A 19,107-nucleotide genomic window follows, 5' to 3' on the forward strand; every position below is an offset into this window, starting at 1 on the left:
GCTTGATGGACAGGTTGAAATCTCCGGGCGCCGTGTCGATGCCGACACGGACGGGGTTCGTCCGGCGATGATACGAGCGGGGTGCCGTCCGCGACCGCGATCGACGGCGAGTTGTCAGCCTGGAGCCGTCGCCGGTGACATCAGGCCCCGAAATGCGGCATTTGGCGCGCCGCGACGCCGCGGCGACTTCGGGCGGCCTGTCGGCGCCGGTGGAATTCACGCTGTTTATCGGCCAGTTTGCCGCGCGGTGCCTGCGCACTTCGGACTTACCGTGGAAGCCTTCAACGGAGGCCGACGTGGACGTCAACAACACCCTTCAACCCGCCATCGCCGAGCGGCCCGCGCCGACCATCGACAGCACCGTCCTGCCCTGCGGCGCGCGCTGGCGCCGACGCGGCGCGGCGATCGAGACGCACGAGCATGTCGAACTGCCGCTGGTCGACGCGCCCGAACCGGGCGGCGACACGTCGCGCACGCCGCCGCAGCTTGCCCCGCGCGACGCCGAACTCTGGCTGCTCGCACGCCGAACCCAGGGCGCCGCGCTGCGCCTCGACTTCGACCTGTGCACCAGCCTCGTGCGCCAGGTCTTCCGGCGCGACTTCGTCTATGTGTCGCGGCAGTTGCACGGCCTGGAGACGAGCCGCCGCGTGCAGGGCCTCGACCGCGCCTGCCTGAGCGACGCGCTCGCCGCGCTGCAGCATCGCACCGACGACGTGCTGGCCCTGCTGCGACGCATCGCGACCGACCTGGACGCGACCCTCGCCAGCCACGCCCCGGCCAGCGCCCGCCTCGCATTCGCCCGCCCGGCGCGCTTCCAGGCCACGATCGTCAGCCCCACCGCGCATCGTTATCTCGCGCTGCTGATCCAGGCCGACGAAACGCTGGCGCGTCTCGAGATGGCGTGGCTGCTGGGCCTGGTGGCGGCCGCGCATCGCAGCGCGCTGCTGAGCGACTGCCGGCGCGCGCTGCACGGATTCAAGGAGCTGGCGTGCCAGCGGAGACAGGTGGTCGGCGAGCGGGTGCGGGAAGTGAATGCACGGCACAGGGACGGCGTTCCAACGGGCGCGAACGATGGCGCCGACTGATGCTTGCCGGCCCGGTTCCAGAGCGGGTCCGGCCGATCGCGGAACGGCGGCCGGCATCCAGCCCGCTCCATGCGAACGACGCGGCCATCGCGACGTCGTCCGTGTCGCGCGAGCCGCCCATCGGCCCCGGATGGCGCGCCTCGGGGTCGGACAGCGACGCCGCCGAGTCAGACCGGGACCCACCGCGATCACGTACAAAGCACTGTCGGTACTGACGGTCGCGGTCTCGATCCCGCCACGGGCTCACGAAGCCCGCGAGATTGCCGACCGCTTCGACCGCGCGATGCCCGCGGCTGCGCCCCGAGGAACGACGGCGGCAGCAGCCAGAACCGTGTCAGGCGGCCGGTCAGGATGCCACTGGGCGTGATCGTCAGCGGCACGATCGCCCGCAGGGGGATCCGCGGGACGCCCGTCTCGATCGCAAGGCCCGGCGCCCCCCCCATGCCCGGAACCGGCGTTGGTGTGCACGCTCCGGAACGACGACTCGACTTGCGCCGTCCCGGCTCGTCGCCGCCGCTTCAATCCGAAGGATGCGACGGTCCCGAGCGGGCGCCCTTGTCAGCCCTCGCAGCCCTCGCCGCCCAGATCAACGCCGCCCAGTCGGCGACGCAGCGCCTTGGTCAGTCTTCGCAGCCCTTGGCTGCGCCATTGAGCATCGCCCCGTCGTACAGGTCGAGCCACCCGCTGCGCACATCGCCGTCCACCCGCGCCCCCGGCGCCAGTGTGAGCTTGCCGCGCGTGGTGATGACGGCGCCGCCGCCGGTGTCGCCGACGGTGCCGCAGACATAGACATCGCCCGAGGCCACCAGTCGCCCTTTCAGGCTGGCGCCCGAGCGGATGACCACGGGCCCGGCCGTGCAGTGGACGTTGCCGACGACGTCGCCCACCAGCAGCAAGGCCCGGCAGCGCACATAGCCCCGAATGAGCGCGCCCGCCGGGACGACGAGCGCGTCGTCGAGGCGCAGGCCCGCGGCGGTCGACGCGGCGGCCGCTGCGGGAGGCGAGCCAGTCGTCGTCGCCGCCGCGAGCACCTCGCCCGGCAGCGGCGCCAAGCCGGTGCCTGGAATCGGATCGACGAAGCGGGTGGCGGCCGTGTCGGACGAGCGCAGGCGACGCTCGGCAAACGACGACTTGGCCATCGGCGAATCGCTTTCGCGGCCGCCGCCCAGGCCGACCACCAGCGCGCGTCGCTGGCGGGCGGCCAGCACCGCCGGAGAGGCCGTTGGCGGCTCGGGCTTGAGTTCGAGGTCGAGATCGAGCCGTTTCATGGGCGGGCCCCCTCGGGATCCGGTGCCGGCACAACGCCGGCATCGATCGCCGGGGTCAGGATCGCGGACACCGACGCCGCCGCTTCGCCACGAGCCTGGCCCGCGGCGGCGCCACGCATCGCCGCCGGCGCGGCGTCCGCGGTCGGCGTCCTGCCGACGGCCGGCGCGCCGGCAACGAATACGGCGCCGGTCACGAGGCCGGCCACGGTGCCGAGCAGCGTCGACGCGAATGCCCCCAGCGGCGCTCGCGTCGGGACGGCCGGTCGTGCGTGCGTGGCGCGCGCGCGCACCGCGCCGGGCGGCGGGGAGACGACGATTCGAGTGGCGGAGCTCATGGTGCAAGCGACCGGGAAGCGGGATGTGCGTCCATCGTGCGCCAGTGGACGAAAACTGCCCGTGTCCGGACAGCCCCGAAATCGGGTATTTGGCGCCGGACGGCGGTGACGATCGTCCGGTCCGCCCGCCTCGCGCCCCTCGAAGCATTCAACTCCACGGCAAATCGGCCGATGAACAGTGTCGAGTGCGCCAGGGCGCGCCGCGCCGGGTCGTGCTCGCCCGGCTGGGGCGCGTCGTGGCCGCCATCCCAGGAACGACGCGCGAGGCGCGCGGTGCCCGCTCACCGCCTCTCGTGTCCACTTCGCAGAAGCGCCGCCGGACGGGTTTGCGCCCGGCCGCGCGTCGAGTGACGGCTCCCGGCCCCAACGCCGGGCGTCGCGGCGGATGACGCCGTCAAGCACGTCGTCCGTCCTTGCGCGCCTCCGACCTCGGTCGGGGGCGTTTTTCTTTGCAGACGGGCGCGGTGCTTGCTCAAGGCGTGTACATGCGCAAGCCCTGCAACACCCCGTACATCGGCACCGCGGCGTGGAGCATTCCGCGCGACGTCGCCGAGCAGTTCCCCGGCGACGGCCCGCACCTGGAACGCTACGCGCGCCGCTTCGCATGCGTCGAGATCAACAGCTCGTTCTATCGATCGCACCAGGTCGAGACCTACGCGCGATGGGCCGGCATGACGCCGCCGCAATTCCGCTTCGCCGTGAAGCTCCCGCGCGCCATCACGCACGACGCCGCGCTGCGCGGCGCGCGCAAGCCGCTGCGCGCTTTCCTCGACGAGGTGGTCGGACTGGGCGACCGGCTGGGCGTGCTGCTGGTGCAATTGCCGCCGTCGCTGGCCTGGGACGCCCGCGTCGCGCGCACCTTCTTCGCGCTGCTGCGCGAGTCGTGGGACGGGCCGCTCGCCTGCGAGCCGCGCCACGCGAGCTGGTTCGAGCCGGCGGCCGACCGCGCCCTCGCGCGCCTGCGCGTGTCGCGCGTGGCGGCCGATCCGGCGCGCATCGCCGCGGCGGCGCGCCCGGGCGGCTGGCTCGGGCCGGACGGCGACGGCGTCGGCGCGCTGCTCTATTACCGTTGGCATGGATCGCCGCGCGTGTACTGGTCGAGCTACGACGACGGCTGGCTGGCGCGCCAAGCCGGGCAACTGGCCGCGTGGCCGCCGGGCGCCGTGCCCTGGGTCATCTTCGACAACACGGCCTCTGGCGCGGCGACCGCCAACGCGCTGGCGCTGCAGTCGCTCGCGGCGACGGTCACAGCCCCTTGATGATCTCCGCGCGCTTCTTCTCGTACTCGGACTTGGTGAGCAGGCCCTTGTCGTAGAGACGCTTGATCGTCAGCAGCCGCTGCTCGGCGTCGTTGGCCGCCGCGGGTGCGGCCGGCGCGGGTGGCGACGGCGGGATCGGCGCGACGACCGCCGGGGCGGCCGGCGCGGCGGGCGCCGCCATGGCCGGGGCGGGCGGCACGACCGGCGCCGCGGGCGCGGGCGCGGGCGGGGGCGCCACCGGGCGCGGCGGCTCGGGCGGCGTCGGCACGAGGCCCAGCAGCAGCCAGTCGGCCCGCTTGTTCGTCGCGCCCGCGCTGATCACCGGCCACGTGCCTTCCGATGTGCGCGAGCCGCTCGTGAAGTGCGGCGCCATGCCGCTGCCGCGCGCGGCGTCGTAGAAGTCGACGCGGGCGTCGTGCACGATCATGTTCAGGTGGCCGTCGACGACGAACAGCCGCGCCGTGACGGCCGACATGCTGAAGAAGCTGTTGTCCTCGTGGTGCGCCGAGCTCACGAGCGCGATGTCCTGGTCGGAGCGTGCATTGGCCAGCGCCTCGGCGATGGCCGGCGAGATCTTGTAGAGCTCGTCGCTCGCGAACAGCGGCCTGGGCTTGCCGTTGCGCAGCACGTTGATCCGCTGCAGCCACGAGCGCAGCGTGTCCGGATCGATCGTCCACGGATGCTGGTTGTCGGCCGCGCCCGGTTCGCGCGCGACCAGTTCGACGGTCGTGTAGTCGGCCAGGCGCCACAGTTGGCGGCCGGTCGTGCCCTTCATCACGGGCGCGGTGCTCGATCGGCCCGTCGACGAATCGGCCTGGAACGCCGGCGCGGCCAGGGAGGTGAGCATCAGGACCGAACCGAAGACGACGCTGGCGCCGACCGAGAGGGAAGGTTTGCGAAAGGCCGCGATCGTCATCGAAAGGATCTCCTGGTGTTGTTCGACGTTGGCGCTGCACGACGGCATGCCGCGCGTGCACTCTAACGCAGGAGACGCCTGCCTGCCGGGCACGGGTTCAGAGAACCACTGGTTCCGGTTCCAGACGGATGCCGAAACGGCCGTAGACGCTCTCCTGGATCGCCTTGGCGAGCGTCACCACTTCGGCGCCGATCGCATCGCCGCGATTGACCAGCACCAGTGCCTGCTTCTCGTAGACGCCGGCGCGCCCGATCGACTTGCCCTTCCAGCCGCAGGCGTCGATCAGCCAACCCGCCGCCAGCTTGAAGGTGCCGTCGGCCATCGGGTAGTGCACGACATGCGGATCGCGGCCGATGATGTCGCGGCACTGGTCCTCGCTGACGATCGGGTTCTTGAAGAAGCTGCCCGCATTGCCGATCACCGCCGGGTCGGGCAGCTTGGCGCGCCGGATGCCGCAGATCCAGTCGTGGACCTGGCGCGGCGACGGCTCGGCGATGCCCGTCTCGGCGACCTTGCGCTCGAGCTCGAGATAGCCCAGCACCGGCTGCCACGGCCGCGGCAGGCGAAAGCGCACGCGCGTGATGATCGCCTTGCCGGCGAGCACGTTCTTGAACACGCTGTCGCGGTAGCCGAACAGGCATTGCGCGCGGTTCAGCGTGATCCCCAAGCCGGTGACGAGATCGACGCCATCGAGCGAATCGAAGCGGTCGGCCATCTCCAGGCCGTAGGCGCCGATGTTCTGCACCGGGGCCGCGCCCACCGTGCCGGGGATCAGCGCCAGGTTCTCGAGGCCCGGCCAGCCGCGCGCGATCGTCTCGGTGACGACGTCGTGCCACGTGAGGCCGGCGCCGGCCTCGACGATGAAGGCGTCGTCGCGCGTCTGCACCAGCCGCAGGCCGCCGACCTCCACCTTGAGCACGACCTCGTCGACGTCGCGCGTCAGCACGAGGTTGCTGCCGCCGCCCAGCACGAGCTTGGCGGCGCGCCCGACCTCGGGCGAATCGAGCACGCGGCGCACGTCGGCGTCCTCGCGGATGCGCGCGAGGCGACGCGCGGTCGCGGGCAGGCCGAAGGTGTTCAAGGCCTTCAACGAGACATCGGTTTCGAGCCAGGGGGCTGAGGACATGGCAGAATTTTCGCAGGTCTCGCCTCACCCACCGTTTCAGTCTTCCGGAATTGCCTCCATGCCCAGCTTCGACGTCCTCCTCGAACCCGAGATGCCCGCCATCAAGAACGCGGTGGAAAACACCAAGAAGGAGATCGGCACCCGCTTCGACTTCAAGGGCACCAGCGCCGCCGTCGAGCTGAAGGAGAAGGAAAAGGAGATCCAGCTCATCGGCGACGGCGACTTCCAGATCGAGCAGATCAGCACCGTGCTGCTGGGCAAGCTGACGAAGCAGAACGTGCTCGTCAGCTTCCTCGACATGGACGCCAAGATCGAGAAGATCGGCGGCGACAAGGTGCGCCAGACCTACAAGATCAAGGCCGGCATCGATTCGACCTTGGCCAAGAAGATCGTCACGGCGATCAAGGAAGCGAAGCTCAAGGTGCAGGGCTCGATCCAAGGCGACACGGTGCGCGTCAACGGCAAGAACCGCGACGACCTTCAGGTGGGGATCGCGTTGCTGCGCAAGGAGTTTCCGGATCAGCCGTTGAAGTACGACAACTTCAGGGACTGAGGCCCAGGCGGCCGGCTATTGCTCCCGCGGCCGCGCGGCGGGCTTGATGGCCGAGGCCGTCTGGATCTTGCGTCGGGGCGACGTCCGTGGTGTATGCGCCGCAGTTCCGGCGACGCTGGCAGCGGGCGCCGCGTCGGGCGGCCCGGACTGGGCAACCGCGGCGGATGGCGCCGGCCCCGCGCCCGTCGGCGCCTCGTCGATGGCCCGCCGCGCGGCCGCCAAGGCATCCGGAGTCGGCGCGATCGGCCCGGCCGCGGGGCCGGCCTGCAACGCGGAGGTCGTCGTCGTCTGCGCCGCCGCCGTCTCCTGCCTGGAAAACGCCGCCGCCGCTGCCGCGAAGCGGGACTGCTCCGAATAGGCGCCCGCCACGCGCAGGATCGAATGCCAAAGCACGCCGCCGCAGACCAGCAGGGCGACCACCGCGACGCTTCGCGGCAGCCCGCGGCGCTGCGGGCTCGGCACGCGCCGAACGGGCGGCGCGGGCCGCACCGCCACCGCGCGCCGCGGTTCCGCCGGGCGCCGCGCAGGCGCGACGTCCTTGATCGGCGCGGCCGGTGGCACCTGGATGTCCAGGTCCAGGTCGCCAACCTTCGTGGACAGCACGGGCGGGGCAGTGTCCGCGCGCGGACGCGGCGGTGGCAGCGGCGGCATCTCGAGCGCCGCGGGTTCGCCGTTCAGCTCGGAGTGCAGCAACTCGTCCACCTCGCACACGACCTGCAGGTCGATCTCGTGGCGACCCTGCATGAACAGGTGCAGCAGCATGCGTCCGCACAGGCGATTGATGCGTCCCGGGCTGCCAAGGCAGCGCGCGTGGATCTCCGCCGTCGTGCGCGCGTCGAAGAGGGGGCGGCCTGCCCAGCCCGCGCGGCGCAGGCGCTCCAGGATGTATTCGCGCGTGTCGTAGGCATCCAGCGACCCCATGCGCACGGGCGCGCCGATGTTGAGCGGCCGTCCGATGCGCCGGAGCTCGGCGATGCCCGCGGGTGCCGAACGTCCCACCAGGAAGACATGCAGCGCCGCGCGGCCGTCGACGCGCACGGACGACAGCTTGCGCAGGCGGTTCAGCGCGCCGACGCTCAGCGAGTCCGCCTCGTCGACGAGGAGCCATGCATCGCGCCCGTCGCGCGCGAGTGCCTCGAACTGGGGGATCAGGGCGCCCATCGGCGGCGCCCCTTTCGCGCGGCGCATGCCGAGCGCTTCCGCGATGCGGTCGAGCAACTCGTCGCCCTCGACCCGCACGTGCGGCAGCTCGGCGACGACATGCCGCGCCGGGTCGGCCTCCTCGAGCAGGCGTCGCGCGACGGTGGTCTTGCCCATGCCGAACTCGCCGATGAGCGGCGTGAAGTCCTCGCCGCGGCCGAGTCGGTCCAGCAACGCACGGATCGCCGCGCGATGCGGTGCTGCATCGACATAGAAGCGTGGATCCGGCGCGATGCGGAACGGCAGTTCCGCCAGCCCGAAGTGGGCTTCGTACATCGATGTCTCCGGCGGCCCGCCACTCCACGGTGCCGCATGTGATGAGTTGGGCCGCGACAGTAGCACCTTGCCCGGAAGCGTCAATCCCGACCCTGTCGGAGCGGCTCGCGGGTGGCCGGCAGGCTCACGGGTTCGCCGGCGAATCTCCTGTCGCAGCCACGACACCGAAATTCGCACGACCGTGCTAAAACACGCCCTGCGCCACCAACCGGCGCAGGAGACACGATCCATGGATCTCGATTTCACGCCCGAACAACAGGCGTTCCGCGCCGACATCCGGGCCTGGGTGGCGGCCAACCTGCCCGAGGACATCGCCCACAAGGTGCACAACGGCCTGCGCCAGTCGCGTGACGACATGCAGCGCTGGGCGAGGATCCTCGGCAGCAAGGGCTGGCTCGGCTACGGCTGGCCCAAGGAGTTCGGCGGGCCGGGCTGGGACGCGATCCAGCGCCACCTGTTCGAGGAGGAATGCGCGCTGGCGGGCGCGCCGCGCATCGTGCCGTTCGGGCCGGTGATGGTGGCGCCGGTGATCATGGCGTTCGGCTCGCCCGAGCAGCAGAAGAAGTTCCTGCCCGGCATCGCCTCGGGCGACGTGTGGTGGAGCCAGGGCTACAGCGAGCCCGGCTCGGGCTCCGACCTCGCCTCCGTCAAGACGCGCGCGATCCGCGAGGGCGACAAGTACATCGTCAACGGCCAGAAGACCTGGACGACGCTGGGCCAGTACGGCGAGTGGATCTTCTGCCTGGTGCGCACCACCACCGAGGGCAAGCCGCAGACGGGCATCTCGTTCCTGCTGATCGACATGAAGTCCCCCGGCGTCACCGTGCGCCCCATCGTGCTGATGGACGGCGAGGCCGAGGTCAACGAGGTGTTCTTCGACAACGTCGAGGTGCCCATCGAGAACCTCGTCGGCCAGGAAAACCAGGGCTGGACCTACGCCAAGTACCTGCTGGCGCACGAGCGCACCAACATCGCCGACGTCAACCGTGCCAAGCGCGAGCTGGAGCGGCTCAAGCGGATCGCCGCGGCCGAGGGCGTCTACGACGACCCGCGCTTCCGCGACCAGATCGCGCTGCTCGAGGTCGACATCGTCGCGCTCGAGATGATGGTGCTGCGCGTGCTGAGCGCGCAGGCGGGCGGCAAGAAGGCGCTGGACGTCGCCGGGCTGCTGAAGATCCGCGGCAGCGAGATCCAGCAGCGCTACACCGAGCTGCTGATGCTGGCCGGCGGCCCGTTCAGCCTGCCCTTCATCGAGGACGCGATGGAGGCCGGCTGGCAGGGCGACTACGTCGGCGCGGCGCACTGCGCCCCGCTGGCGGCCAACTACCTCAACACCCGCAAGACGACGATCTACGGCGGGTCCAACGAAGTCCAGCGCAACATCGTCGCGCAGACGATTCTCGGGGTGTGACATGAATTTCGAATTCAGCGACGACGAACAACAACTCAGCGAAGCGGTGCAGCGCTGGGTCGAGCGCGGCTACGGCTTCGAGCGCCGCACGGCGATCGCCAGGGCGGGCGGCTTCAGCGCCGAGGCCTGGGGCGAGATCGCCGAGCTGGGCCTGCTGGGGCTGGGCACGTCGGAGGACGACGGCGGCATGGCGATGGGCCCGGTGGCGGCAATGCTGGCGCTCGAGGCGCTCGGCCGCGGCCTGGTGCTGGAGCCGGTGGCGGCGGTGGCCCTGGTCGCCGCGTCCGTGATGGCGCAGGCGCCTGCGGACGTGCGCGCGAACTGGGCGCCGCGCATCGCGTCGGGCGAGGCGCGCGTCGTGCTCGCGTACCAGGAGCGCGCGGCGCGCTACAAGTTGAACCGCGTCGACACGAAGGCCACGCAGGCCGGCGACGCCTGGACGCTCAGCGGCACCAAGAGCCTCGTGACGATCGGCGACCAGGCCGACGCGTTCATCGTCAGCGCGCGCGTCAGCGGCGCGGCCGATGACGCCGCCGGCATCGCGCTGTTCCTCGTCGAACGCGGCGCGTCCGGCGTGAAGACGCAGGGCTACGCGCTGCAGGACGGCTCGCGCGCCGCCGAAGTCACGCTGGCCGACAGCCCGGCCACGCTGCTCGTCGCCGCCGGCCCGGCCTTCGCGGCGCTGGAGCTGGCCATCGACATCGGCATCGCGGCGCTGGCCGCCGAGGCCGTCGGCGCGATGGACAAGCTGTTCGAGCTGACCGTCGACTATCTCAACACGCGCAAGCAGTTCGGCGTGGCCATCGGCACCTTCCAGGCGCTGCGCCACCGTCTCGCCGACATGAAGATGCAGCTGGAACTCGCGCGCTCGATGAGCTACTACGCGACGCTCAAGCTGGGCGAGGCCCCGGACGTGCGGCGCCGCGCCGTCGCCCAGGCCAAGGTGCAGCTTGGCAACAGCGCGCGCTTCCTCGGCCAGCAGGCGATCCAGCTGCACGGCGGCATCGGCATGACCGACGAATACATCGGCAGCCACTACTTCAAGCGGCTGACGACCATGGAGATGCAGTTCGGCGACACGATGCACCACATCGGGGAAGTCAGTGCCCGCATGCTCGATACCGCCGGCGTCTTCGCCTGAAACAGCGCCACTCGCTTCGCGGCGTGACGCGACCGTGACAGTGGAAACTCGCTAGACTGCGGCGCATGACGCCTGCCGCCGTTGCCTGACAGATTCCTCCGTGGGCATTCAATCCAGCCCGATCCCCGCGCCGCCCGCGGACGCGGGCACGAGCGCGCGCGAGGCGCCGGCCGCGATCGAGCGGCAGATCGGCTTCGAGCGCCTCAGTTCGCTGTACGCGATCACGGAGCCGATGCTGTTCGGCGGCTTCGCGTTCACGGTGGTGACCGGCGTGCTGCTGGCGTCCAGCGTGCCGCGTCTGCTGCTGGCCACGTGGCTGGCGATCAAGATCGCGCTGACGGCCGCGCGCCTCGTCGATGGCCGGCTGTTCCTGCGCGACCGCCATCGTTCGCTGCGGCAGCGGCACTGGAAGTCGCGCTTTGTCGCCGGCGTCGTGCTCGACTCGGTGTCGTGGGGGCTGCTCTCGGCGCTGTGCATGCCGACCGCCGACCCCGCGATCAACGGCGTCCTGCTGGCGGCCCTGGTGGCCGTGGCCTCGGCCGGCGCGATCGCGCTGTCCGCGGACCGGCTGACCTCGGGCTTGTCGATGGTGCTCGTTCTGGGGCCGCTCGTCGAGCAACAGGCGCTGACGCCCACGCTGCTGGCTCGCTACACCGCCGCGGGGCTGGTGATCTACGGCGCGCTGCTGTTCGTCGAGGCGCGCAACAGCCACCGCCGCTTCACCGAGGCGATGCGGCTGCGCTTCGAGAACGCCGCCATCGCCGAGGAGCGTCGCCGCGCGCTGGTCTACGCGGAGCATTCCAACGCCGCCAAGACGCGCTTCCTGGCGTCGGTGAGCCACGAGCTGCGCACGCCGCTGAACGGCATCATCGGCATGACGCAGCTGGTGGCGGTCGAGACGCTCTCGACGCTGCAACGCCAGCGGCTCGACGTGCTGCGCCACTCCGCCGAGCACCTGGTCAACGTCATCGGCGACCTGCTCGATCTCTCGCGCATCGAGTTCGACCGCATCGAGCTCAACGCGCAGCCCACGCTGATCGCGCAGACGGTGCGCGACGTCACCGACCTGCTGCAGCCGGTGGCCGAGGAGCGCGACCTCGCCTTCGAGGTCATCTTCGACCTGGGCCTGCCGGCCGCGGCGCTGATGGACGCGTCGCGCGTCAAGCAGGTGCTGCACAACCTGATCGGCAACGCGCTGAAATTCACCGCGCGCGGTGGTGTCGGTGTCGCGGTGGCGATGAGCGACGGGCTGCTGCGCTTTCGCGTCAGCGATACAGGCGAGGGCATCCCGCCGGAGGCCATCGAGCGCATCTTCGACGCCTTCGAGCAGGGCCCGTCCAGCACCGCGCCCGCGCGTTCGGGCGCTGGCCTGGGCCTGACGATCTCGCGCCGGCTCGCGCGCGCGATGGGCGGCGACGTCACCTGCCGTTCGGTGCCGGGCGTCGGCACGACCTTCGAGTTCACGATCGCGTTCCGCCCGACGCCGCGCACGCCCACGCCGCGCCCGTCGCTCAGCGAGGAACTGGCCGCCGCCGGCGAGGCCTCGGCCGAGCCCGTCGCGCGGGTCGGCCGCGTGCTGGTGGTCGAGGACAACGAGGTCAACGCGCTCGTGGTGCGCGGCATGCTCGAACAGATGGGCGTCGACGCGGAGCTGGCCGTCGACGGCGAGCAGGCGCTCGCGCGCATGGGCGCGGCCGCGTTCGACCTCGTGTTCATGGACTGCCAGATGCCCGTCCTGGACGGCTGGGAGGCGACCCGGCTCTGGCGCGCGCGCGAGACGCGCCTGCGCCAGAAGCAACGCCTGCCGATCGTGGCGCTGACCGCCAGCGCCGCCGCGGGTGAGCGCGAACGCTGCCTCGAGGCCGGGATGGACGACTACCTCAGCAAGCCGTTCTCGCGCGAGGCGCTGGGCGAGCTGGTAGATCGGTACCTCGCTGTCTGAACGAGCGACGCCTGTTCGCCACGCCGCGCAAGCCACAATGCTCCATGACGTATCGAATACTCTCGCTGGGCGCGTTGTTCTCGTGGTTGTTCTGGCAGCCAGTGCAAAGGATGGCCTCCAGCGGACTGATCCCAGAACAATTCTTTGAATCCCACGTGTTTCTCTGCAACGAAGTGCCCTGGGTCGCGCCTTGGCTGCTGGGCAGCGTGATCGCAGCAGTCATTGTCATGTCGGTGCACAAGCTCACGGGCTGGTTCGCAGCCGCGCCGCTCCGTGGCCGACGCATCATGCGTGCTGCGGTCCTCGTGCAAACCTCCGCCACGCTACTGCACCTGCTAATGTGGCCTGCGATTGCATGGGAAATCGTCAGCGGCGTGATGACGCTCGGCCTCTTTCTTTTGTCGACGGCACTAGCGCTAGTGGGCTGGCTTACGTTCATCATCGGCACGCTCCGCGCTCGCTTTCGCCGCGCCCGAGCCCAATAAAAAGGGCCGGGCGAACTCCCATTCGCCGGCCCCGGACCCAACGACGCCTTCAGGCGTTCGTCTTTGAATTGCACGATCCGTTTGTAGTCGATGCCGGCACCGGCCACCAAGGAAATAGTTCCGGTTTCCGCGTTGTGCGACAGCCGCACGCGAGCGCCGATAATCACGCCATGCAGATCCACCGCGGCCTCAGCTCCCTCGCCACCCTCGCACTCGCGAAAGGCGGCACGGCGCTGACCATCGGCAACTTCGACGGCGTCCATCGCGGCCACCAGGCGATGCTGGCGCTGCTGCGCAACGAGGCGCGCCATCGCGGCGTGCCCGCCTGCGTGCTCACCTTCGAGCCGCACCCGCGCGACTTCTTCGCCCGCCGCGCCGGCAAGCCCGAACTCGCGCCGGCGCGCATCGCCACCTTGCGCGACCAGGTCGTCGAGCTGGAGCGCTGCGGCATCGACCACGTGATCCTGCTGCGCTTCGACGAGCACCTGGCGTCGCTGTCGCCCGATGCCTTCATCGCCAACGTGCTCGTGAAGGGCCTGGGCGTGCGCTACGTGCTGGTGGGCGACGACTTCCGCTTCGGCGCGAAGCGCGCGGGCGACTACGCGATGCTGGACGCCGCGGGCGGCGCGCTGGGCTTCGACGTCGCGCGCATGATGAGCTACGAAGTGCACGGCCTGCGCGTGTCGAGTTCCGCGGTGCGCGAGGCGCTGGCCGCCGGCGATCTCGCGAAGGCGGCATCGCTGCTGGGCCGGCCCTATTCCGTCAGCGGACGCGTGGCCCACGGCAGCAAGCTGGGCCGCGAGCTCGGCGCGACGACGCGCGGCGCCGGCGACGGCTTCCGCACGCTGAACCTGCGCATGCCGGAGGCCCGGCCCGCGGCCTCGGGCATCTTCGTCTCGCGCGTGCACGGCCTGACGCCCGAGCCGCTGCCGGCGGTCTCGAGCCTGGGCGTGCGGCCGACGATCGAGAAGGCCGGCCGCGTGCTGCTCGAGACGCACTGCCTCGCCTGGCCCGAGCCGCTCGGGCGCGAGGCCGCGTACGGCAGGCTGATCAGCGTCGAGCTCGTGCAGTGGCTGCACGAGGAGCGCAACTACGGCTCGCTGGCCGCGCTGCAGGCCGGCATCGCGGCCGACGTGATCGCGGCGCGCGACTTCTTCGGGCTCTGACGCCTCAGCGCCCGGCCCATTGCCGATAACGCGCGCCCAGCTTCTTCGTGCGCACCTGGTCGACGATCAGCGTGAACAGCGGCGAGTAGGCGCGCGGCGCGCCCTGCCCCGCGGCCAGCGCGCGCAGCCGGCGCTTGACCAGCGCCATGCCCGCCAGGCCGGCCATGCCCTTGTCCTTCCAGGCCACCGTCTGCAGCGGGACGTCGGTCTCGCGGCCGGCGAACCAGGCGGCCGGCAGGTCGGGACGCACGGCCAGCGCCGTGGCCACGCCCACCATCGCGACGCCGCTCGCCAGCACCTGCTCGGCGACCGCGCGGCGACGGATGCCGCCCGTCGTCATGACCGGCATCGTCGCGACCGCCGCGAGATCCTTCGCGAACTCGAGGAAGTAGGCCTCGCGCGCCAGCGTGCGGCCGTCGGCGGCGCGGCCCTGCATCGCCGGGGCCTCGTAGCTGCCGCCCGAGAGCTCGACGAGGTCGACCGGAAGCTCGTTGAGCCAGCGCAGCACCTGCTTGGCGTCGTCCTCCGAGAAGCCGCCGCGCTGGAAGTCGGCCGAGTTCAGCTTGATCGACACGCAGAAGGCCGGCGACACCTTCGCGCGCACGGCCTTGACCACGTCCAGCAGCAGGCGCGCGCGATTGGCCAGCGAGCCGCCCCAGGCGTCGGTGCGGCGGTTGGTCAGCGGCGACAGGAACTGCGAGATCAGGTAGCCGTGCGCCGCGTGGATCTGCACGCCGGTGAAGCCGGACTCCTCGGCCGCCCTGGCGGTGTCGGCGAAGCGCGTGACGACCTCGGCGATCTCGGCCGGCGTCATCTCGCGCGGCTGCGCGAACAGGTTGCTGTGCTTGCCGAGATCGAGCGCCACGGCCGACGGCGCCCAGGCCTCGCCCTTCATCGCCGCGAACACCTGGCGGCCCGGGTGGTTGATCTGCATCCACACCTGCGCGCCGCCCGCGCGTGCGTCGCGCGCCCACGCGGCGAAGGGCTCGCGCGGCGTGTCGCGCTCCAGCACGACGCCGCCGGGGCCGGTCATGGCGCGGCCGTCGATCATCACGTTGCCGGTCAGGATCAGCCCCGCGCCGCCGCGCGCCCAGGCCGAGTACAGCGCGCGCAGCGCCGGACCGGGCAGCTGGCCGGCGTCGGCCATGTTCTCCTCCATCGAGGCCTTGGCCACGCGGTTGGGGATGACGGCGCCGTTGGGCAGCGCGAGCGGGGTCGAGAGCGGCAGGGAAGCGGGCGATTTCATGAGGGTCAAGCCTTGGAAATGTGCAAAGTGCCGCGATGTTAGGATTCAAGTCAACTTGAAGGTCAAGCCCTTTCGGAGCCCGCCATGAAGATCGGTGAACTTGCCGCCGCCACCGGCCTCGCGCCGTCCGCGATCCGCTTCTACGAGCAGAGCGGGTTGCTGCCGGAAGCGCAGCGCTCGCCCAACGGCTACCGCAGCTACTCGGCCGACGCGGTCGACCGGCTGCGCTACATCCAGCTCGCGCAGGCCCTGGGCTTCACGCTGGACACGCTGCGCGCCGGGCTGGTGGACCGCGGCACGCGAACCCAGACCGAGATGCACGACGAGATGCTGCAGCGCCTGGACACCCGCCTCGCCGAGGTCGACCACATGCTCGCGACGCTGCGCGCGCAACGCAAGGACCTGCTCACGGTGCGCGAGCGCCTGCTCGCCACCTGGGCCACCGGCGAGTGCCTGGACCCCGCCAGCGTCGAGCTGTGCCCCCCGCTCGAGTCCGCGCCCGCGCCCGTGTCGGCGGCGCCGCGCGCGCGCCGCGTCACGCGCGCGAGCGCGCCGGCAGCCGCGCCCGCCCCGGCGCCGCGGGCGCTGCGCCGGTAGAATGGACGCCATGTCGCTGCCCTTCAGCCTTCGCCTCGCCCCCTGCCGCTGGCACGCCGCCACGCGGCGCCAGGCCACGCGCGACCGAATTATTCGCGGGCTCGCCTGAGCCCGCCAAGGCCGCGCGCACGCCTTGCGGCGCGGTCAACCGGCACCCCCGCCGTCGTCCTCGACGGCTCCCCGCACCGCCTCTCGCGCGTCGCCACCGGCGCGCCACCGCCATGACCGCCGACACCGACAAGACCGCCCCCGCCACCGACTACCGCGCCACGCTCAACCTGCCCGACACGCCGTTCCCGATGCGCGGCGACCTGCCCAGGCGCGAGCCGGGCTGGGTGCAGCAATGGGAGAAGGAAGGCCTGTACAAGCGCCTGCGCGACGCCCGCGTCGGCAAGCCGCTGTTCGTGCTGCACGACGGCCCGCCCTACGCCAACGGCCAGATCCACATGGGCCACGCCGTCAACAAGGTGTTGAAGGACATGATCGTCAAGACCCGTCAGCTGATGGGCTTCGACGCGCAGTACGCGCCGGGCTGGGACTGCCACGGCCTGCCGATCGAGAATGCGATCGAGAAGGAGTTCGGCCGCAAGCTGAGCCGCGACGACATGCAGGCCAGGAGCCGTGCCTACGCCACCGCGCAGATCGGCCAGCAGATGGTCGACTTCAAGCGCCTGGGCGTGATCGGCGACTGGGAGCATCCGTACCGCACGATGGACTTCGCCAACGAGGCCGGCGAGCTGCGCGCGTTCAAGCGCGTGATCGAGCGCGGCTTCGTCTACCGCGGCCTCAAGCCCGTGTACTGGTGCTTCGACTGCGGCTCGTCGCTGGCCGAGTTCGAGATCGAGTACGCCGACAAGAAGAGCTTCACGATCGACGTCGGCTTCAAGTGCGCCGAGCCGGCCAAGCTGGCGGCGGCCTTCGGCCTGCCGTCGCTCGCCAAGGACGCCTTCGTCGTGATCTGGACGACCACGCCGTGGACGATCCCCGCCAACCAGGCGCTCAACCTGAACCCGCAGCTGGAATACAGCCTGGTCGACACCGAGCGCGGCCTGCTGCTGCTGGCGTCGGCGCTGGTGGAGAAGTGCCTGGAGCGCTACGGCCTGACCGGCACGGTGATCGCCACCACGCTGGGCCAGTCGCTGGACGAGATCAGGTTCCGCCATCCGTTCGCCGAGGTCGATCCGGGCTACGACCGCCTGTCGCCGATCTATCTCGCCGACTACGCGACCGCCGACGACGGCACCGGCATCGTCCACTCGTCGCCCGCGTACGGCGTCGACGACTTCAACTCCTGCGTCAGCCACGGCATGAAGATCGACGAGATCCTCAACCCGGTGCAGGGCTCGGGCGTGTACGCGCCGGAGCTGCCGCTGTTCGGCGGCCAGTTCATCTGGAAGGCGCAGCAGGCCATCGTCGACGCGCTGCGCGACGCCGGCCGCCTGTTCGCCACGTCGCAGATCACGCACAGCTACCCGCACTGCTGGCGCCACAAGACGCCGGTGATCTACCGCGCCGCGGCGCAGTGGTTCGTGCGCATGGACGAGGGCGAGGGCGTCTTCACCAAGGACAAGGCCCCGGCCACGCTGCGCCAGCTGGCGCTCGCGGCCATCGACCAGACCACGTTCTATCCCGAGAACGGCAAGGTGCGCCTGCGCGACATGATCGCCGGCCGCCCCGACTGGTGCATCTCGCGCCAGCGCAGCTGGGGCGTGCCGATCCCGTTCTTCCTGCACAAGGATTCGGGCGAACTGCATCCGCGCACGATGGAGATCCTCGACCAGGCCGCCGACATCGTCGAGCGCGGCGGCATCGAGGCCTGGAGCCGCGTGACGACGGAAGAGATCCTCGGCGCGGAAGACGCGCCGATGTACACGAAGTCGACCGACATCCTCGAGGTCTGGTTCGACTCCGGCTCCACCTTCTTCCACGTGCTGCGCGGCACGCACAAGGGCACGCCGGCGCACCCGGGCTTCCATTCCGACGGCCCCGAGGCCGACCTCTACCTCGAAGGCCACGACCAGCACCGCGGCTGGTTCCACTCGGCGCTGCTGCTCGCCTGCGCGCTGTACGGCCGCGCGCCCTACCGCGGCCTGCTGACCCACGGCTTCACCGTGGACAGCAAGGGCATCAAGATGAGCAAGTCGCTCAAGAACGGCATCGAGCCGCAGGCCGTCAGCGACAAGCTGGGCGCCGAGATCATCCGCCTGTGGGTGGCCGCGTCCGACTACTCGGGCGACATCGCCGGCGACGACAAGATCCTCGCCCGCGTGGTCGACGGCTACCGCCGCATCCGCAACACGCTGCGCTTCCTGCTCGCCAACACGAGCGACTTCAATCACGAGACCGATGCGGTGCCGCTGGAGGACCTGCTCGAGATCGACCGCTACGCGCTCGCCCGCGCGGCGCAGCTGCAGGCCGAGATCCTGCAGCACTTCCAGGTCTACGAGTTCCACCCGGTCGTCTCCAAGCTGCAGATCTACTGCTCGGAAGACCTGGGCGCGTTCTACCTCGACGTGCTGAAGGATCGCCTCTACACGACGGCGCCCAAGTCCTTCGCGCGCCGCTCGGCGCAGACCGCGCTGTGGCACATCACGCACGCGATGCTGCGCTGGATGGCGCCCATGCTCAGCTTCACCGCGGAAGAAGCGTTCCCGGTCTTCGCGCCGGGCGCGTCGTTCTCGATCTTCACCGAGACGTTCTGGCACATCGAGAGCGGTGACTCGGCGCTGATCGCCAAGTGGGATCGCGTGCACGCGATCCGCGAGGCGGCCAACAAGGCGATCGAGGAAGTGCGCAAGGACGGCGGCGTCGGCTCGTCGCTGCAGGCCGAGCTCACCATCGCCGCCAACGCCGAGGATCGCGCGCTGCTGGCCTCGCTCGGCGACGACCTCAAGTTCGTCACCATCACGTCGGCCGTCACGGTGGTCGAGGGCGACGAGCTGGTGGTCACGGTGACGCCGTCGACGCACGCCAAGTGCGAGCGCTGCTGGCACTGGCGCGCCGACGTCGGCGCCGACGCCGCGCATCCGACGATCTGCGGCCGCTGCACCAGCAACCTGTTCGGCACGGGCGAAGCGCGCCGCATCGCCTGAGCCCGCGCG

At 70.9% G+C, this 19,107-nt stretch carries 16 protein-coding genes; 10 read left to right on the forward strand and 6 right to left on the reverse strand.

From position 1 onward, the window contains the following. Positions 1 to 209: 209 nt before the first annotated feature. Entirely contained in the window at positions 210 to 1,085 is an 876-nt protein-coding gene (locus tag LPC04_RS01430; RefSeq protein WP_275680396.1) for a hypothetical protein, read from the forward strand. A gap of 620 nt (positions 1,086 to 1,705) precedes the next feature. On the opposite strand, the gene LPC04_RS01435 is transcribed toward LPC04_RS01430, so the two are convergent. Both LPC04_RS01435 and LPC04_RS01440 read right to left on the reverse strand, forming a co-directional pair. Beyond that, positions 1,706 to 2,353 carry a bactofilin family protein gene (locus LPC04_RS01435; RefSeq protein ID WP_275680397.1) on the reverse strand — a complete coding sequence of 216 codons (648 nt, stop codon included), beginning with the start codon at positions 2,351 to 2,353 and terminating at the stop codon, positions 1,706 to 1,708. Beyond that, positions 2,350 to 2,688 carry a hypothetical protein gene (locus tag LPC04_RS01440; protein ID WP_275680398.1) on the reverse strand — a complete coding sequence of 113 codons (339 nt, stop codon included), beginning with the start codon at positions 2,686 to 2,688 and terminating at the stop codon, positions 2,350 to 2,352. The genes LPC04_RS01435 and LPC04_RS01440 overlap by 4 nt, the downstream gene beginning before the upstream one ends. 485 nt (positions 2,689 to 3,173) lie before the next feature. Between LPC04_RS01440 and LPC04_RS01445 the strand changes: the two genes are divergently transcribed. Further along, the gene (locus LPC04_RS01445) at positions 3,174 to 3,947 is read left to right on the forward strand and encodes a DUF72 domain-containing protein (protein ID WP_275680399.1); all 774 of its coding nucleotides are present in this window, start codon (positions 3,174 to 3,176) and stop codon (positions 3,945 to 3,947) included. Here LPC04_RS01445 and LPC04_RS01450 read toward each other — a convergent pair. Further along, positions 3,934 to 4,863 carry an SHOCT domain-containing protein gene (locus LPC04_RS01450; protein WP_275680400.1) on the reverse strand — a complete coding sequence of 310 codons (930 nt, stop codon included), beginning with the start codon at positions 4,861 to 4,863 and terminating at the stop codon, positions 3,934 to 3,936. The two genes, LPC04_RS01445 and LPC04_RS01450, sit on opposite strands and share 14 nt — an antisense overlap. Before the next feature lie 97 nt (positions 4,864 to 4,960). Further along, positions 4,961 to 5,989, reverse strand: a complete 1,029-nt coding sequence (gene murB, locus LPC04_RS01455) for a UDP-N-acetylmuramate dehydrogenase (RefSeq protein ID WP_275680401.1) — start codon at positions 5,987 to 5,989, stop codon at positions 4,961 to 4,963. 58 nt (positions 5,990 to 6,047) lie between these two features. Here murB and LPC04_RS01460 point away from each other — a divergent pair, with 58 nt between their 5' ends. After that, positions 6,048 to 6,542: a YajQ family cyclic di-GMP-binding protein gene (locus tag LPC04_RS01460; RefSeq protein WP_275680402.1), complete on the forward strand. Its 495-nt coding sequence runs from the start codon at positions 6,048 to 6,050 to the stop codon at positions 6,540 to 6,542. 15 nt (positions 6,543 to 6,557) lie between these two features. On the opposite strand, the gene LPC04_RS01465 is transcribed toward LPC04_RS01460, so the two are convergent. Further along, the gene (locus LPC04_RS01465) at positions 6,558 to 8,249 is read right to left on the reverse strand and encodes an AAA family ATPase (RefSeq protein WP_275680403.1); all 1,692 of its coding nucleotides are present in this window, start codon (positions 8,247 to 8,249) and stop codon (positions 6,558 to 6,560) included. Between LPC04_RS01465 and LPC04_RS01470 the strand changes: the two genes are divergently transcribed. From LPC04_RS01470 to LPC04_RS01490, 5 genes are all read left to right on the forward strand, one after another. Next, the gene (locus LPC04_RS01470; protein WP_275680404.1) at positions 8,248 to 9,429 is read left to right on the forward strand and encodes an acyl-CoA dehydrogenase family protein; all 1,182 of its coding nucleotides are present in this window, start codon (positions 8,248 to 8,250) and stop codon (positions 9,427 to 9,429) included. The two genes, LPC04_RS01465 and LPC04_RS01470, sit on opposite strands and share 2 nt — an antisense overlap. 1 nt (position 9,430) lies before the next feature. Continuing rightward, entirely contained in the window at positions 9,431 to 10,570 is a 1,140-nt protein-coding gene (locus LPC04_RS01475; RefSeq protein ID WP_275680405.1) for an acyl-CoA dehydrogenase family protein, read from the forward strand. 100 nt (positions 10,571 to 10,670) lie between these two features. Beyond that, positions 10,671 to 12,512: an ATP-binding protein gene (locus tag LPC04_RS01480; protein ID WP_275680406.1), complete on the forward strand. Its 1,842-nt coding sequence runs from the start codon at positions 10,671 to 10,673 to the stop codon at positions 12,510 to 12,512. Positions 12,513 to 12,556: 44 nt separating this feature from the next. Continuing rightward, positions 12,557 to 12,997: a hypothetical protein gene (locus LPC04_RS01485; protein ID WP_275680407.1), complete on the forward strand. Its 441-nt coding sequence runs from the start codon at positions 12,557 to 12,559 to the stop codon at positions 12,995 to 12,997. Positions 12,998 to 13,167: 170 nt separating this feature from the next. Further along, entirely contained in the window at positions 13,168 to 14,163 is a 996-nt protein-coding gene (locus LPC04_RS01490) for a bifunctional riboflavin kinase/FAD synthetase (protein ID WP_275680408.1), read from the forward strand. A gap of 4 nt (positions 14,164 to 14,167) precedes the next feature. Here LPC04_RS01490 and LPC04_RS01495 read toward each other — a convergent pair whose 3' ends face one another. Further along, positions 14,168 to 15,391 carry an NADH:flavin oxidoreductase/NADH oxidase family protein gene (locus tag LPC04_RS01495; protein ID WP_275681902.1) on the reverse strand — a complete coding sequence of 408 codons (1,224 nt, stop codon included), beginning with the start codon at positions 15,389 to 15,391 and terminating at the stop codon, positions 14,168 to 14,170. Between the two features lie 102 nt (positions 15,392 to 15,493). Here LPC04_RS01495 and LPC04_RS01500 point away from each other — a divergent pair, with 102 nt between their 5' ends. Further along, entirely contained in the window at positions 15,494 to 16,006 is a 513-nt protein-coding gene (locus tag LPC04_RS01500) for a MerR family transcriptional regulator (RefSeq protein ID WP_275680409.1), read from the forward strand. 221 nt (positions 16,007 to 16,227) lie between these two features. Beyond that, a complete protein-coding gene (gene ileS, locus LPC04_RS01505; protein WP_275680410.1) occupies positions 16,228 to 19,098 on the forward strand; it encodes an isoleucine--tRNA ligase in 2,871 nt (956 codons plus the stop codon). The last annotated feature ends 9 nt before the right edge of the window (positions 19,099 to 19,107 follow it).

This window comes from Scleromatobacter humisilvae (assembly GCF_023231945.1).
GTDB lineage: Bacteria > Pseudomonadota > Gammaproteobacteria > Burkholderiales > Burkholderiaceae_C > Scleromatobacter > Scleromatobacter humisilvae.